Annotated in this window: 16 protein-coding genes; 6 read left to right on the forward strand and 10 right to left on the reverse strand. The window is 60.3% G+C overall.

Annotated features, from left to right (window positions below):
* Positions 1–77: 77 nt before the first annotated feature.
* The 5 genes from AC3WQN_RS08570 to AC3WQN_RS08590 form a co-directional block, all read right to left on the reverse strand.
* Positions 78–245 carry a DUF2474 domain-containing protein gene (locus AC3WQN_RS08570; protein WP_095145451.1) on the reverse strand — a complete coding sequence of 56 codons (168 nt, stop codon included), beginning with the start codon at positions 243–245 and terminating at the stop codon, positions 78–80.
* A 106-nt stretch (positions 246–351) separates the two neighbouring features.
* Positions 352–1,359, reverse strand: coding sequence for a cytochrome d ubiquinol oxidase subunit II (gene cydB, locus AC3WQN_RS08575; protein ID WP_095145450.1), 1,008 nt, complete (start codon positions 1,357–1,359; stop codon positions 352–354).
* A 3-nt stretch (positions 1,360–1,362) separates the two neighbouring features.
* Positions 1,363–2,802 (reverse strand): cytochrome ubiquinol oxidase subunit I, encoded by a 1,440-nt coding sequence (locus tag AC3WQN_RS08580; protein WP_103400719.1) that lies wholly within the window; start codon positions 2,800–2,802, stop codon positions 1,363–1,365.
* Positions 2,803–3,180: 378 nt separating this feature from the next.
* Positions 3,181–3,732, reverse strand: a complete 552-nt coding sequence (locus AC3WQN_RS08585; protein ID WP_103400741.1) for a DJ-1 family glyoxalase III — start codon at positions 3,730–3,732, stop codon at positions 3,181–3,183.
* Between the two features lie 81 nt (positions 3,733–3,813).
* Positions 3,814–4,272 carry a DUF4879 domain-containing protein gene (locus tag AC3WQN_RS08590; RefSeq protein WP_103400718.1) on the reverse strand — a complete coding sequence of 153 codons (459 nt, stop codon included), beginning with the start codon at positions 4,270–4,272 and terminating at the stop codon, positions 3,814–3,816.
* Positions 4,273–4,487: 215 nt separating this feature from the next.
* Between AC3WQN_RS08590 and AC3WQN_RS08595 the strand changes: the two genes are divergently transcribed.
* Positions 4,488–5,783 (forward strand): NCS2 family permease, encoded by a 1,296-nt coding sequence (locus AC3WQN_RS08595; protein WP_095145445.1) that lies wholly within the window; start codon positions 4,488–4,490, stop codon positions 5,781–5,783.
* A complete protein-coding gene (gene trmA, locus AC3WQN_RS08600) occupies positions 5,780–6,859 on the forward strand; it encodes a tRNA (uridine(54)-C5)-methyltransferase TrmA (protein ID WP_095145444.1) in 1,080 nt (359 codons plus the stop codon). The genes AC3WQN_RS08595 and trmA overlap by 4 nt, the downstream gene beginning before the upstream one ends.
* Before the next feature lie 54 nt (positions 6,860–6,913).
* On the opposite strand, the gene AC3WQN_RS08605 is transcribed toward trmA, so the two are convergent.
* Both AC3WQN_RS08605 and AC3WQN_RS08610 read right to left on the reverse strand, forming a co-directional pair.
* The gene (locus tag AC3WQN_RS08605) at positions 6,914–7,357 is read right to left on the reverse strand and encodes a DUF2442 domain-containing protein (protein WP_103400717.1); all 444 of its coding nucleotides are present in this window, start codon (positions 7,355–7,357) and stop codon (positions 6,914–6,916) included.
* Complete coding sequence (locus AC3WQN_RS08610) at positions 7,354–7,782, reverse strand: DUF4160 domain-containing protein (RefSeq protein WP_103400716.1); 429 nt, start codon at positions 7,780–7,782, stop codon at positions 7,354–7,356. Before AC3WQN_RS08610 ends, AC3WQN_RS08605 begins: the two co-directional genes overlap by 4 nt.
* Positions 7,783–8,121: 339 nt before the next feature.
* Between AC3WQN_RS08610 and aroQ the strand changes: the two genes are divergently transcribed.
* Positions 8,122–8,562, forward strand: coding sequence for a type II 3-dehydroquinate dehydratase (aroQ, locus tag AC3WQN_RS08615; protein WP_103400715.1), 441 nt, complete (start codon positions 8,122–8,124; stop codon positions 8,560–8,562).
* A gap of 5 nt (positions 8,563–8,567) precedes the next feature.
* On the forward strand, positions 8,568–9,422 hold the full coding sequence (locus tag AC3WQN_RS08620) for a shikimate dehydrogenase (protein WP_095080674.1): 855 nt from the start codon (positions 8,568–8,570) through the stop codon (positions 9,420–9,422).
* A 48-nt stretch (positions 9,423–9,470) separates the two neighbouring features.
* Here the strand turns inward: AC3WQN_RS08620 and AC3WQN_RS08625 are convergent, their stop codons facing one another.
* Positions 9,471–10,148 carry a TetR/AcrR family transcriptional regulator gene (locus AC3WQN_RS08625; protein ID WP_095080673.1) on the reverse strand — a complete coding sequence of 226 codons (678 nt, stop codon included), beginning with the start codon at positions 10,146–10,148 and terminating at the stop codon, positions 9,471–9,473.
* Positions 10,149–10,250: 102 nt separating this feature from the next.
* The gene (quiC, locus tag AC3WQN_RS08630; protein ID WP_103400714.1) at positions 10,251–12,152 is read right to left on the reverse strand and encodes a 3-dehydroshikimate dehydratase QuiC; all 1,902 of its coding nucleotides are present in this window, start codon (positions 12,150–12,152) and stop codon (positions 10,251–10,253) included.
* Here quiC and AC3WQN_RS08635 point away from each other — a divergent pair.
* Positions 12,151–12,318: a hypothetical protein gene (locus AC3WQN_RS08635; protein WP_158248609.1), complete on the forward strand. Its 168-nt coding sequence runs from the start codon at positions 12,151–12,153 to the stop codon at positions 12,316–12,318. The two genes, quiC and AC3WQN_RS08635, sit on opposite strands and share 2 nt — an antisense overlap.
* A gap of 378 nt (positions 12,319–12,696) precedes the next feature.
* On the forward strand, positions 12,697–14,034 hold the full coding sequence (locus AC3WQN_RS08640) for an MFS transporter (protein WP_103400713.1): 1,338 nt from the start codon (positions 12,697–12,699) through the stop codon (positions 14,032–14,034).
* 44 nt (positions 14,035–14,078) lie between these two features.
* Here AC3WQN_RS08640 and AC3WQN_RS08645 read toward each other — a convergent pair whose 3' ends face one another.
* Complete coding sequence (locus AC3WQN_RS08645) at positions 14,079–14,951, reverse strand: DMT family transporter (protein WP_103400712.1); 873 nt, start codon at positions 14,949–14,951, stop codon at positions 14,079–14,081.
* Positions 14,952–15,086: the final 135 nt, after the last annotated feature.

Below are 15,086 nucleotides of genomic sequence, written 5' to 3' on the forward strand. Positions count from 1 at the left end.
CATCCAGGCAAAAAAAACCCTCCAATGGAGGGTTATAAATCCGTGCCGTTAGGCAACGGGATGGGATGTCCGGGTGTTCAGTGAGTGCTCAGGCCTGCGGCATTCATGAACAGGCGCATGAGGCTTGCCACGACAAATAACGCAAGCACACTGCCTGTCCAGATCATTGCCAGCCAGCCGAGCCGCTGCCAGAGCGGCTTCTTTTCCGCCTGTTCGATTTCCTGCAAAGAATGCTTGTCGGCCATAACCGTGCGCCTCGTGTTGAGCGTTCCTGGTGGGCGCCGGCTTGCCGGCGATGGCGTCACGCAGATCGCCTTCGCTGGCAAGCCAACGCCTACAGCGTGTGCGTGACTAGTGATAACCGTCTTCATGGGTCACCTTGCCGCGGAACACGTAGTAGCTCCAGAAGGTATAGCCCAGGATAAACGGAATGATGAACAACGTGCCGACCAGCATGAAACCCTGGCTTTGTGGCGGCGCGGCGGCGTCCCAGATCGAAATCGACGGCGGCACGATGTTCGGCCACAGGCTGATACCCAGGCCGCTGTAGCCGAGGAAGATCAGCACCAGGGTCAGCAGGAACGGCGTGTAGTGGGCATTGCGGGCCACGGCACGCAGTAATCCGTAAAGGGTCACCAGCACCAGGATCGGCACCGGCAGGAACCAGAACAGGTTAGGCAAGGTGAACCAGCGCGCGGCGATCTCGGCATGGGCCAGCGGGGTCCAGATGCTGACGATCCCGATCACCGCCAGCAGCACCAGCGCCAGTGGCCGCGCCAGGTCATGCATCTGCTGCTGCAGTTTGCCTTCGGTCTTCATGATCAGCCAGGTACACCCCAGCAGTGCATACGCCACCACCAGCGCCACGCCGCAGAACAGTGTGAACGGCGTGAGCCAGTCCAGCGTGCCGCCAGCGAACTGCCGATCAACCACCGGGAAACCGTCGATGAATGCACCGAGGGCCACGCCCTGGAAGAAGGTCGCGGTGATCGAGCCACCGATAAATGCCTTGTCCCAGAGATGGCGCTTGTCGTCCTTGGCCTTGAAGCGGAACTCGAAGGCCACGCCCCGGAAAATCAGCCCGACCAGCATCAGGATCAGCGGCAGGTACAACGCCGACAGCACCACCGAATACGCTAGCGGGAAAGCCCCGAACAAGGCCGCCCCGCCCAGCACCAGCCAGGTTTCATTACCGTCCCAGACCGGCGCCACGGTGTTCATCATCACGTCACGGTCGCTCTTGCCCTTGATGAACGGGAAGAGAATCCCGATGCCCAGGTCGAAGCCGTCCATGACCACGTACATCATGATGCCGAAGATGATGATCACGGCCCAGATCAGCGGAAGATCAATACCCATGACTCAATTCCCCTTGTTCAGGCTGTCGCCGCGGTCACTTTCAGCACCACCATCGGCAGCGGAAAGCGGACGGGCCGGTGTGCGATGCTGACCGGGGCCACCGTGGCTCGGTTCGGCACCTTCGTTGAGCTCCGGACCTTTGCGCACCAGGCGCATCATGTAGCCCAGCCCTGCACCAAACAGCGAGAAATACACCACGACAAACAGTGCCAGGGTGATGCTCATTTGCACCACGCTATGGTTGGAGGAGCCATCGGCGGTACGCATCAACCCGTACACCACCCACGGCTGACGACCGATTTCCGTGGTGAACCAGCCCGCGAGAATCGCAATCAGGCCCGAAGGTCCCATCCACAACGTCAGGTACAGGAACGCACGGTTGGAATACAACGTGTCGCGCTTGCGCAGCCACAAGCTCCACAGGCCGGTGAAAATCATCAGCATGCCCAGCCCGACCATGATCCGGAACGACCAGAACACGATGGTCGAGTTCGGCCGGTCTTCAGGCGGGAACTCCTTGAGCGCCGGGACCTGTTTGTCCAGCGAGTGGGTCAGGATCAGGCTGCCCAGGTACGGAATCTCGACCGCGTATTTGGTTCTCTCTTCCTTCATGTCCGGCCAGCCGAACAGGATCAGCGGCGTCGCTTCGTTGCCATGGTTTTCCCAGTGGCCTTCGATCGCCGCGATTTTCGCGGGTTGGTGCTTGAGGGTGTTGAGCCCGTGGAAGTCACCGATCACCGCCTGGATCGGCGCGACGATCAAGGCCATCCACATGGCCATCGACAGCATGGTACGGATCGCCGGGTTATCACGGCCGCGCAACAGGTGCCAGGCAGCTGACGAGCCGACGAAGAACGCCGTCGCGACAAAGGCTGCCGTGGCCATGTGCATCAGGCGATAGGGGAACGAGGGGTTGAATATCACCGCGATCCAGTCCACCGGAATGACCTGGCCGTTGACGATTTCGTAACCCTGCGGGGTTTGCATCCAGCTGTTGGAGGCCAGGATCCAGAAGGTCGAGATCAGCGTGCCGATGGCGACCATGACCGTGGCGAAGAAGTGCAGCTTGCGCCCCACCTTGTTCCAGCCGAACAGCATGACGCCCAGGAAACCAGCCTCCAGGAAGAACGCCGTGAGCACTTCATAGGTCAGCAAGGGGCCGGTGACGGAACCGGCGAAGTCCGAGAAGCGACTCCAGTTGGTGCCAAACTGATAGGCCATGACCAGCCCCGAGACCACCCCCATGCCGAAGTTGACGGCAAAGATCTTCGACCAGAAGTGGTACAGGTCACGGTAGGTGTTGTTGTGGGTTTTCAGCCACAGGCCTTCGAGCACCGCCAGGTAACTCGCCAGGCCGATGGTGATCGCCGGGAACAGGATGTGGAATGAAATGGTGAACGCGAACTGAATTCGGGCGAGATCAAGTGCCTCCAAACCGAACATAAGTCTTCCTCTGTCAGGTATTACGGCTGCAGACACCTGGCCTGCACCCACCGCCCCCACGGATATGGAATGTGGCGAATTCAAATTCGTTCTTTTTATACACGCATCACAACGCAGGGAGTCTGGCCATCTGGCCGTCAGAACAAATCCGCCAAGGGCTTTGATCTGGATCAAGTAACGATGAAAGAGTAGTCCCATTTTCGCGGCTGACGCGTGTGGTCTTTTGCCGCGTGACAGGTTGCCTCAGTGCTGTCCTTTCGACGACAGACGGGCTCCAGGTCAATCACCGCAACCATTAGTTACAACTTGACGATCGCCTCGGCGCTTCCCGCTCGGATCTGCCTGCCAATGCCCGGCCCAGAGCCTTAACGGTATCGGTCAGGCCTGCAAGTCCACTGCCACCTTCGCCCTGACACCCTTGCCGCACACCTGCTCGACCAGCATCAGGGCAAACGCCAGGGCCGCGCCTGAACCCTGGGCCGTGATGCAGTTGCCATCGACCACCACCGGTTGATCAATGAAGGTGCAGCCGGACAACTGCTGGCTGACGGTGGGGAGGCAGGTCATGCGCCGCTGTCTCAGTACGCCAAAGGCCTGCAAAGCCAATGCAGGCGACTCGGCGATGGCGGCGAACCAGCGCCCGGCGGCGGACTGGTCCTGGAGCAGTTGCTGCAAGGGTTGATGGGCCGCCAGGTGCTGGGCACCCACGACACCGCCGGGCAGGACAATCAGGTCGAACGGTTGTGCCAGCACATCCACCAGCATCGCATCGGCGGTCAAGCGAGTACCTCGGGCACAGGTCAGCATGCGCCGTGCCTCGATGCTGGCCACCACCACTTCGACTTTCGCCCGGCGCAACACATCAATCAGGGTGACGGTTTGCAGGTCGTCGATACCTTCGGCAAGGGTAATCAGGGCTCTAAAGGTCATGATCTGCATCCACAGGGTGATCTTTAAAGCGTAGTCAGCTTTGTCGACCGCTGTTCGGTCAATGTCCTGACCCGCTGCCGTCTATTTGATGTACAGCTGGGTCGACAGGCTCTGGCCCGGTGCATTGATCGAGGTATTGCGGAAGGTGAACGTACCTCGCTGCTTGCCAGCCAGGTCAAAAATGTACAGGTAACCGACGATCTTGCTGACCATGCCGGAGCACTCGGTCAGGTTGCCATTATCGTAGGCGCACACCCGGGTACGTACGCCGTCGATGTCAGCGCCATCCAGCCCGGCCTGGGGCGAACGACCATAACCGACTTCCAGTACATAGAGCTTGATGTTGGGGCCCTGGTGATCGCACTTCGTTTGCGCCTGCCCCTGGGCAATGTCTTCAAGGCCACAGGACTGCGACTGGACCTTGAGCACCTTGATTTCGGTCAGCGGTGGTGCCGACGCCGCCGTGGCGGCTTGCGCTCCCAACAACAAGGCGCCAAACACGCCAAATACCCGAACGACCTTGCTCTTGATAGACGACATAACCACTCCCGAAGCCAGCGCGCAGTATGCCCCACTCCCCCCGACTGCAAAACTTCGACGACGAGCGCTGCCATTAAGCAGCCATTGCCCCACGCTGCTGGTATGATGCGCGGCTTTTTCCGACCTAGACAAAATTCCCAGGCGCCTTCAGCGGCCTGTGCTTTGCTGTTCAGGTCGATACATTCACGGCGCAAGACGCGCCACGGGGAGCAGGCATGCTGGAAAGGCTGTTTCAACTCAAGGCACACAACACCAACGTGCGTACCGAGATTCTTGCCGGTATCACGACCTTCCTGGCCATGGCCTACATTCTGTTCGTCAACCCGAGCATTCTCGGCGAGACCGGCATGGACAAGGGCGCGGTGTTTGTCGCGACCTGCCTGGCAGCCGCCATCGGCTCCACCGTCATGGGCCTGATCGCCAACTACCCGATTGCGCTAGCACCGGGCATGGGACTGAACGCGTTCTTCACCTACACCGTCGTGCTGCACATGGGCCACACCTGGCAAGTGGCACTGGGCGCGGTGTTCATTTCCGCGGTGCTGTTCTTCCTGTTGTCGATCTTCCGCATCCGTGAATGGATCATCAACAGCATCCCGCTGCCACTGCGCTCGGCGATTGCCGCCGGTATCGGTCTGTTCCTGGCCCTGATCGCCCTGCACAACGCCGGTATCGTGGTCAGCAACCCGGCCACCATGGTCGGCCTGGGTGACCTGAAACAACCGGCACCGATCCTGGCGACCCTGGGCTTTGCGATGATCGTCGCCCTTGAGGCACTGAAAGTGCGTGGCGCGGTGCTGATCGGCATCCTGACCGTCACCATCGCCTCCATTGCCCTGGGCTTCACCCCGTTCGGTGGCGTGATGTCGATGCCGCCTTCGCTGGCGCCGACCTTCCTGCAACTGGACATCATGGGCGCACTGGACATTGGCCTTGTCAGCGTAATTTTCGCCTTTCTGTTCGTCGACCTGTTCGATAACTCCGGCACCCTGATCGGTGTCGCCAAGCGCGCCGGCCTGATGGGCAAGGACGGCCACATGCCGAAAATGGGCCGTGCGCTGATCGCCGACAGTACCGCCGCCATGGCCGGTTCGCTGCTGGGTACCTCGACCACCACCAGTTACATCGAATCGGCAGCGGGTGTCAGCGCCGGCGGCCGTACCGGCCTGACGGCCGTCGTGGTCGCCATCCTGTTCTTGCTGGCCCTGTTCTTCGCCCCGCTGGCCGGCAGCGTGCCAGCCTTCGCCACGGCACCGGCCCTGCTGTTCGTCGCCGTGCTGATGACCTCGGGCCTGGCGGAAATAGACTGGGACGACATCACCGTTGCCGCACCGGTGGTCATTACCGCCCTGGCGATGCCGTTCACCTACTCCATTGCCAACGGCATTGCGTTCGGCTTTATCTCCTGGACCGCGATCAAGCTGCTCTCCGGTCGTGGCCGTGAGCTGAACTCGGCGCTGGTGATTCTGTCGATTCTGTTTGTGATCAAGTTGGGTTGGTTCAACGCATGACATTCGATTCCCAGGCCTACGCCGCTCAGCTCCAGGACAAGGTCACGCGCTTGCGTGACCTGCTGGCGCCGTTCGATGCACCAGAACCTGCAGTGTTCGACTCGCCGCTGGCCAACTTTCGCCTGCGTGCCGAGTTCCGCCTGTGGCGCGAAGCCGGCGAGCGGCACTACGCGATGTTTTCCCAGGAAGACAAACGCACGCCGATCCTGATCGAAGCGTTCCCGATCGCCAGTCTGCGCATCAATGAGTTGATGCCACAGCTCAAGGCAGCCTGGCAAGCCAGCGCGGCCCTGAGCCACAAGCTGTTCCAGGTGGAGTTCCTGACCACCCTGGCGGGCGACGCGATGATCACCCTGTGTTATCACCGCCCGCTGGACGAGCACTGGCACGCGGCGGCCAGCAAACTGGCCACGGACCTCAACGTCAGCGTGATCGGTCGCTCCAAGGGCAAGCGTGAAGTGATCGGCCATGATTACGTGGTTGAACAACTTGAAGTCGGCGGTCGTACCTTCAGCTATCGCCAACCGGAAGGTGCGTTCACCCAACCGAATGGCACGGTGAACCAGAAGATGCTCAACTGGGCGTACGATGCCTTGGGCCCGCGCGCTGATGATTTGCTCGAGCTGTATTGCGGCAATGGCAACTTCACCCTGCCCCTGGCCACGCGCGTGCGCAAGGTACTGGCCACCGAAATCAGCAAGACCTCGGTGAATGCCGCGCTCAGCAACCTCAGCGAAAACGCTGTGGATAACGTCACGCTGGTACGCTTGTCTGCCGAGGAACTGACCGAAGCCCTCAATGAAGTGCGGCCGTTTCGTCGCCTGCATGGCATTGATCTGAAGAGCTACGCGTTCGGCAGCGTGTTCGTCGACCCGCCGCGCGCCGGCATGGACCCGGACACCTGCGAGCTGACCCGACGCTTCGAGAACATCCTGTACATCTCGTGCAACCCGGAAACGTTGGCCGCCAACATCGCCCAACTGCACGACACTCACCGCATCACCCGCTGTGCAATGTTCGATCAGTTCCCATGGACCCACCACATGGAATCCGGGGTCTTGCTGACCCGCCGCTGATTGAGTTTACCCCTCACAAAACAGCCGTCTTGATGACGGCTTTTTTGTCGGCGATCACAATGCACTATCGACTTTTCGCGGGCGACCGCCCTTCCTGCCGTTGGCGCGGGCAGCCTGTGCCTTGGCGACACTGCTCTGGCGACCGTTGCGGCTGGCAATCACCGTGGCCGCCAGGTCCATCAACGGTTTGCTTGCCAGGATCATCCCGACAATGGAGATCTGCAGGTCCCTGCCTTCATGGCAGAGCGCAGCACCTGCAAAACCCACCTTCAATTGCCCAAAATCAGTGGCATCAAAGCCATCGAATTCCGGGTAATTCTTCACGGGCAGCAACACCGCGCTGCCATCCGCGAAGCTGATCGACAGACTCGCCCCGTCGACACTCACAGCAATCGCGTTCACCCCGCTGCGATGCGCCACACCCCGCTCAATGGCGTCATCCAGAGCAGCCTCCGTCAGCGGCCGATCGGGCTGGGTCTTTGCCTGTATCGTTCTCATAGTGCTATCTCCACACATTCAGGTGCGCCTATCAGCTGCATCAAGGTTTTATTGTCCTCGACCGCATAACGAGCCGTGGCAATCCGGTAAATCACGCTGGTATCCCTGTTCATCACCACCACTTCATTCGCCTGCCAATCCCATAACTGATTGCCCAGGCAGGTTGTTTGCAACTTCAGCCACCAGATGCTCCGGGCACGACGCAAGTGCGCGGGCTGCTTGAGTGCCAGTCGCAGCCCCTCCAGAACCGCCAGTGGTGGACGGCGTGATAGTGGAATGACATCCCACAACTCCACGCCGTTATGCCAAAAGCAGAAGACGAATCGTGCGCTCCATGTACCCGCATCGACATGCACGTGCGGTGGACAGTGCTCGTCACGCAACATGATCACCAGCGAAAGCCCTTTGTAGCTGCATACTTTCATGCTAACCCATCCGTTAGGTTATTGAGGTCGGGAGACCTGACATTCCATTGAGAATCCGACAGTCGGCAAACTGCATGCCATCGGCAACTGCCTCTCAGGCTAGTTCTGGAAAACACCGGACACCTGCCATTTACCGAGGTAATGGGTAAGAAATCCTTTCTTTACCCTCCCGCCAACGGCCAACACCGCAGTGACCTGTCCGATCAGCGAACACATATTGCGAGCGAACAAGTCCTACCGCTGAACGTCAATTGTAAAAATTAACCAAACGGTACATTTTATCTCCACAGGCCGGTCCACCACTGACCGATGCCAACAATAACAATGGAGATACCCCCCATGCCCCCGATCATCCTGGTGCTGAACGGCCCTAACCTGAACCTGCTCGGCACTCGTGAGCCGGCGACTTATGGCCACGAAACCCTGGCCGATATCTCGGCCCTGTGCGGACGCGCCGCCGAAGAGTTCGGCCTGAAAGTGGAGTTTCGCCAGACCAACCATGAAGGCGAGTTGCTGGACTGGATTCACTCGGCCCGTGGTCGTTGCGCCGGGATCGTGATCAACCCGGCCGCCTGGACGCACACCTCGGTGGCGATCCGTGATGCCCTGATCGCCAGCGATCTACCGGTGATCGAAGTGCATTTGTCCAACGTCCATGCGCGGGAACCCTTTCGTCATCACTCCTTTGTTTCCGCCATTGCGACCGCCGTGCTGTGCGGGTTTGGCAGCCACGGCTATCGTCTGGCACTGGAGCACTTCAGTCAGCGCTTGCAGGGGTAATCGACATGACACAGAACACAGGCGTACTCGCCGGACTGATAGGCGCTGGCATCCAGGCCTCCCGAACTCCCGCGCTGCATGAGCACGAGGGCGATGCCCAGGGCATGCGCTATGTCTATCGGTTGATCGACCTCGATCAGTTGCACCTCGACAGCTCGGCACTGCCGGATCTGCTGATGGCCGCTGAGCGCATGAACTTCACTGGTTTGAACATCACGTTTCCGTGCAAGCAGGCAATCATCCCGCTGCTCGACGAACTCTCGCCCGAAGCCCAGGGCATCGGCGCGGTGAACACCGTGGTGCTCAAGGATGGCAAGCGTATCGGCCACAACACCGACTGCCTGGGGTTTGCCGAAGGTTTTCGCCGGGGCCTGGAAGGCGTGGCTCGCGAGCGCGTGGTGCAAATGGGGGCTGGTGGTGCCGGGGCAGCAGTGGCTCATGCCCTGCTGAGTGAAGGCGTCCGCCAGCTGAGTATTTTCGACGTGGACCAAGATCGCGCGCGCAGCCTGGCGCAGAACCTCAATCAACATTTCGGCAGGGACCGGGCCTGCGCCGGTCATGACCTGCCAAGCGCGATGGCACAAGCCGATGGCCTGGTGAACACCACCCCAATGGGCATGGCCAAGCTGCCTGGCATGCCGGTGCCGGCGGCACTGTTGCGCACGCCCTTGTGGGTCGCGGAGATTGTTTACTTTCCACTGGAAACGGAACTGCTACGCACCGCCCGCAGCCTGGGGTGCCGGACACTCGATGGCGGCAACATGGCGGTATTTCAAGCCGTGAAGGCCTTTGAGTTGTTCAGCGGCGTCGTGCCGGACACCCAGCGAATGCTCGCGCACTTTCACGGTATGACGGGGTAAGCCACTGCGCAGGCAAGCATGGCGAGAGGGCCCGCCCCTCGCCACGGGTCAGGCCTGCAAATAGCGCAGGACCGATTCGCAGATCATTTCCCGATGACGCTGCTTGATGGCTTCATTGGGCAGGTCGACCTGGAAAAGCTCACCGAAGGTATGGCGGTTCGATACCCGGTAGAAACAGAACGAACTGATCAGCAAGTGAACATCCAACGCATTCAACCCGCTGCGAAACACGCCCTCTTCAGCACCGCGACGCAAAATCACGCCCAGCGAATCGAGGATGGTGGTGTTCATCGCCTTGATCACTTGGGACTGCTTCACGTACTCGGCGTTGTGAATGTTCTCGATGCAGACGATGCGCACAAAGTCGACATTGCGGTCATGGTGATCGAAGGTGAACTCCACCAGCCGCCGGATCGCGTCGCGCGGGGCAAGCTCGGCCAGGTGCAGGCGGCTTTCGGTGCGGCGGATATCGCCGTACAGCTTCTCCAGCACTTCAACGTAGAGCTGTTCCTTGCTCCCGAAGTAGTAATAGATCATGCGTTTGGAGGTATGAATTCGCTCGGCGATGGCGTCCACGCGCGCGCCGGACAACCCCTGCTGAACGAACTCGACAATGGCTTCTTGAAGAATATTCTCGCGAGTTTTTTCCGGGTTGTTCTTGCGACTCTTGCGCGGCTCGACCACGGACAGGTCGGGCGCGACGGTAAGGTCTGTGGTCATTCTCATTCCGGGCTCATGGCCATCACTGCACAGACTGGCGATTATGGGCCGCACGATGCAGTGAAGGAAGCTCCGTCACGGCCACGTGCTGCCACGCTTACGATTTTCCTACAACTTGGCCTGGCGAGCGGCACCGCTGCGTGACTTCGCCATCGCCGCCAGACGTACCGCGACATTGGCCGCGCCGTATCCTGCGTAGCCGTTTTTGCGCTGGATGATTTCGAAGAAAAACCGCCCTTCAAAAGGCTCGGTGTAGACGTGGAACAGCTCACCACCCTGAGCGTCGCGGTCGTACAGCACATTGAAGTAGGCCAGCTCACTGAGAAACTCATCGTCGAAGTCAAAGCGTGCCGCGAGATCGTCGTAATAGTTGAGCGGGATATCCAGCAGCGGTACGCCGGCCTGTTTGGCGCGGCTGACTTCGGCAAAGATATCGTCGCAATCAAAGGCAATGTGGTGCACACCCGACCCGCGATAACTGGACAACGCGTGCGAAATGGCGGTGTTGCGATTCTCGGAAATGTTCAATGGCAAACGGATCGAACTGCAACGGCTACGTAGCGCACGGCTTTTCACCAGGCCATAGGGGTCAGGCAGCACCACCTCATCGTCCGCTTCAAAGTCCAGCAGGCTTTTGTAGAACAGCACCCAGGTGTCGAGGCTGTCCGCCGGCAGGGCCATGGCCATATGGTCGATCCGCTTGAGCCCGCCACCGGCGCTTGCCGTTGCTTGCAACCGGAAGTCAGTGCTGTAGACATCGGCGTGTTCATCCACCAGGTAAATCAGGCTGCCATCCGGCGCCCGCACGGCCGCCAACTCCAGTTCGTTGGGACCGACCAGCCCGCGATACGGCTGCCCTTTGTAGGCCACCGCCCGGGCCAGCGCACTGGCACTGTCCTTGACCCGCACCGCCGTCGCGCACAGTGAAGGCCCGTGTGCCTCGAAAAAACTGTGGGCGAATGAATAGGGCTCGGAGTTGAGGATCAGGTTGATCGCCCCCTGACGCAAGAGCGTGACGCTCTTGGAGCGATGCTGCCCGGCTTTGACGAAGCCCAGTCGCTCAAGCCAATGGGTGAGTTTGGCCCCCAGGGTTTCGTCCACCGCGAACTCCAGAAACTCGATCCCGTCGTATTCACTGGCGGCCGGTGTATCGAACAGCAACTGCGGGGTGAGTGCTGGCGTGGCTAACTGTTGCAGGCGCGCACGGGTCTTCTCCTCCAGGTACAGCAAGGAACGCAAGCCATCGGCGGCGTTGGCCCGGGGTGGCGCGGCGCGAAAGCCGTCGTTGAAGACTTCCAGCGACAGAGGCCCGGTGTAGCCACTCTGGATAATCGGTGCGAGGAACCCCGGCAAGTCGAACTCGCCCTGCCCGGGGAAGCAGCGAAAATGCCGGCTCCACTCCAGCACATCCATGGCCAGGATCGGAGCGTCGGCCATTTGCACAAAGAAAATCTTCTCGCCAGGAATGTCCGCGATCGCCCGGGGATCGCCCTTGAGCGACAGGGTATGAAAGCTGTCCAGCAGGACACCAAGGCTCGGGTGGTCAGCCTGGCGCACAATGTTCCAGACCTGCTGGTAGCTGTTCACATGCCGGCCCCAGGCCAGTGCTTCGAAGCCGATTCGCAAGCCTCTTGCTCCAGCGCGCTCGGCCAGCTGGCGCAGGTCATCTATCAGGATCTGTTCATCGCCAAGGCTGTCGGGTGAAACATTGCTGCACACCAGCACCAGATCGGTGCCCAACTCCTGCATCAGGTCGAACTTGCGCTCGGCACGCTCCAGGTTGCGTGACAAACGATCACGGCGGCAGCCCTCGAAATCACGGAAGGGCTGGAACAAGGTGATGGCAATGCCGAGGTCAGCACACAGCTGCCTGATTTCCCGCGGGCTGCCGTCGTAGTACAGCAGATCGTTCTCGAAAATCTCCACCCCGTCGAAACCGGCGGCGGCAATGGCTTCGAGCTTTTCCGGCAGGGTACCGCTCAAGGAAACGGTGGCAATGGAACGCTGCATGCTTGAACTCCCGAAGGAAGGGGCTGATCGTATTGAGGCTGCGTCTTTTATCGGCGCTTCAGGTGAAGGGAAGTATTGGGCTGGCGTGTTGATTGAGCAATTCAATATGTACCAACCAGTTAGTTTAACGTGCGATTATCGAACACAATGGCAGTTGGCGAATTGACGATTTTTCGCTCACTGCGCACCATCGACAGCACATTGAGTCCGGTCGTGAACCACCGGTCGCGATGGCCAAAGACCCAGAACACACCATAAGAATTTCAAAAATCGGGTACACGCTCATGCTCGCATTCAACGCCTTGCCCCCTGCTGCTCCCCTCCATTCCCCGTGCCTGGTACCCCACCAGCAGCCGCCATCGAACCCTGCTGGCGCCTGCAGCCGACCCCGGTTCGCACGCTGAGCCCAAGGCTCACTCTGAGTCATGAACACTACTCAGCCGATCGATCACGCCACGTGCCACGGCACGCAGGCCGACGATTGATCACGCGCCCTTGAAGTCCCGACGAGCCTTGCTTGTCAGTCATTGAACGGATGGCACACATGATTCCTTCTCAAAGTTCCCGCATGGCCCCGGGCCTGGGCGGCGCCACCGCCGGTATCGGCGACAAGATCCGCGGTGCGATGGCCGTCGGCAAAACACGCTGGAGCATGCTCGCGCTGGTGTTTTTCGCCACCACCCTGAACTACATCGACCGTGCCGCGCTGGGCGTCATGCAGCCGATCCTGGCCAAGGAAATGAGCTGGACGGCGATGGACTACGCCAACATCAACTTCTGGTTCCAGGTGGGCTACGCCATCGGCTTTGTGCTGCAAGGCCGCTTGATCGACCGGGTCGGCGTCAAGCGCGTGTTCTTCTGCGCGGTGTTGCTCTGGAGCCTGGCCACGGGGGCCCATGGCCTGGCGACGTCGGCCGTGGGGTTCATGGTCTGTCGCTTTATCCTGGGATTGACCGAGGCGGCCAACTACCCGGCCTGCGTGAAAACCACGCGCTTGTGGTTCCCCGCTGGCGAACGCGCCGTAGCCACCGGCATCTTCAACGCCGGCACCAACGTTGGCGCCATGTTCACCCCCATGCTGCTGCCATTGATCCTCCACGTCTGGGGCTGGCAGGCGGCGTTCCTGTGCATGTCGGCCTTGGGCGGGATCTGGCTGGTGTTCTGGGGCCTGAAGTACTTCAACCCGGAAGATCACCCGAGCGTAAAACCCTCTGAACTGGCCTACATCCAGAACGAAGTCGAACCGGAGCAAATCCGCGTCCCGTTCTCTCGCATCCTGCGCATGCGCGGCACCTGGGCCTTCGCCCTCGCCTACTCGATGACCGCTCCAGTGTTCTGGTTCTACCTGTACTGGCTACCACCATTCCTCAACCAGCAATACAACCTGGGGATCAACGTCACGCAAATGGGCATTCCGCTGATCGTCATCTACCTGACCGCCGACTTCGGCAGCGTGGGCGGCGGCATCCTGTCATCGTTCCTGATCGGTCGCGGGATCAACCCGATCAAGGCGCGCCTGATGTCGATGTTCCTGTTCGCCTGCTGCATCATCGGCGTGATCATGGCAGCCGGCTCCAGCCATCTGTGGGTCGCGGTGTTTGCCATTTCCCTGGCCATCGGCGCGCACCAGGCCTGGACCGCCAACATCTGGAGCCTGGTGATGGACTACACGCCCAAGCACATGATGAGTACAGTGTTCGGTTTTGGCGGCATGTGCGCCGCCATCGGCGGGATGTTCATGACCCAACTGGTCGGGCACATTCTGACCGTCACGCACAACAACTACACCGTGCTCTTCACCATGATCCCGGCGATGTACTTCATCGCGCTGCTCTGGATGTACTTCATGGCACCGCGCAAGATCCCCGACCTGCAAGACTGAAACCCCTTCGCGCAGGCCTGATCCTGGCCTGCGCACCTCCCCGCTCATTGACGCCGCTGTTGCCATGCCGCCGCCAAGCCACTCAGGCAAATGACCGTGATGCCCATCACCGTGGTCAGGCTTGGCGTGTGGGCAAACAGCAGCCAGCCGAGCAGCCCGGCGAACACGATCTGACAGTAGCCAAAGGGTGCCAGCAACGCGGGTGCCGCATAGCGGAACGCCTGGGTCAGAAACAGATGCGCCGTCATCCCGCAACCGCCCAGCGCCAACATCAGCAGGCCATGGGTAACGCTCGGCACGTGCCAGAACATCGGCACCAGTGCACTCATCACCAGGGTATTGCACAACCCGGCGAAAAAGTTACTGGTGGTGGGGCTGTCGACCTCACTGAGCTTGCGCGTCAACAACTGATAGAAGCAGAAGAACAGCGCCGAGCCCAATGGCAGCGCCGCCGCCAGCGTGAACAGTTCACCGCCCGGGTGAACGATGATCAACACCCCGCCAAACCCGCAGATCACGGCCAGCCATTGCCCACGCGTGACCCGCTCGCCCAGCAGCGGCACCGACAACGCCGTCACCAGCACCGGTGCGAGGAAGTTGACCGCCGTCGCTTCCGCCAGCGGGATATACAACAACCCCGTGGTGAACAGCAGGCTGGTGCCCAGCAAGCACAACGCCCGCAACAATTGCAGGAGCGGACGTCGTGTACGCAGGACGCGCAACCCGGACTGTGGCAGAAAAATCCCGGCCATCAGCAGGGTATGGACCACATAGCGCGCCCACACCACCATCACCACCGGGTAGAAACCCGACAGGTACTTCGACAACGCGTCATGGGTGGAGAACAGGAAGGTCGCGACAACGATCAGCAGGATGCCCTTGAAGGGGTGGTTGATACCGGACAGGGGTGAACTCACCGTACAGCCTCACGTGATGACGGGCAGAACCTCGAATTCGAACAATTTAGAACTCGATTCCATTTTTTCACACAGACATAAGCCGATAGTGTTCGAACAGCGCACAGCTTTCGAGGCCAGGTGTTTTTAAAGCCT

It is taken from the genome of Pseudomonas sp. FW300-N1A1 (assembly GCF_058789115.1).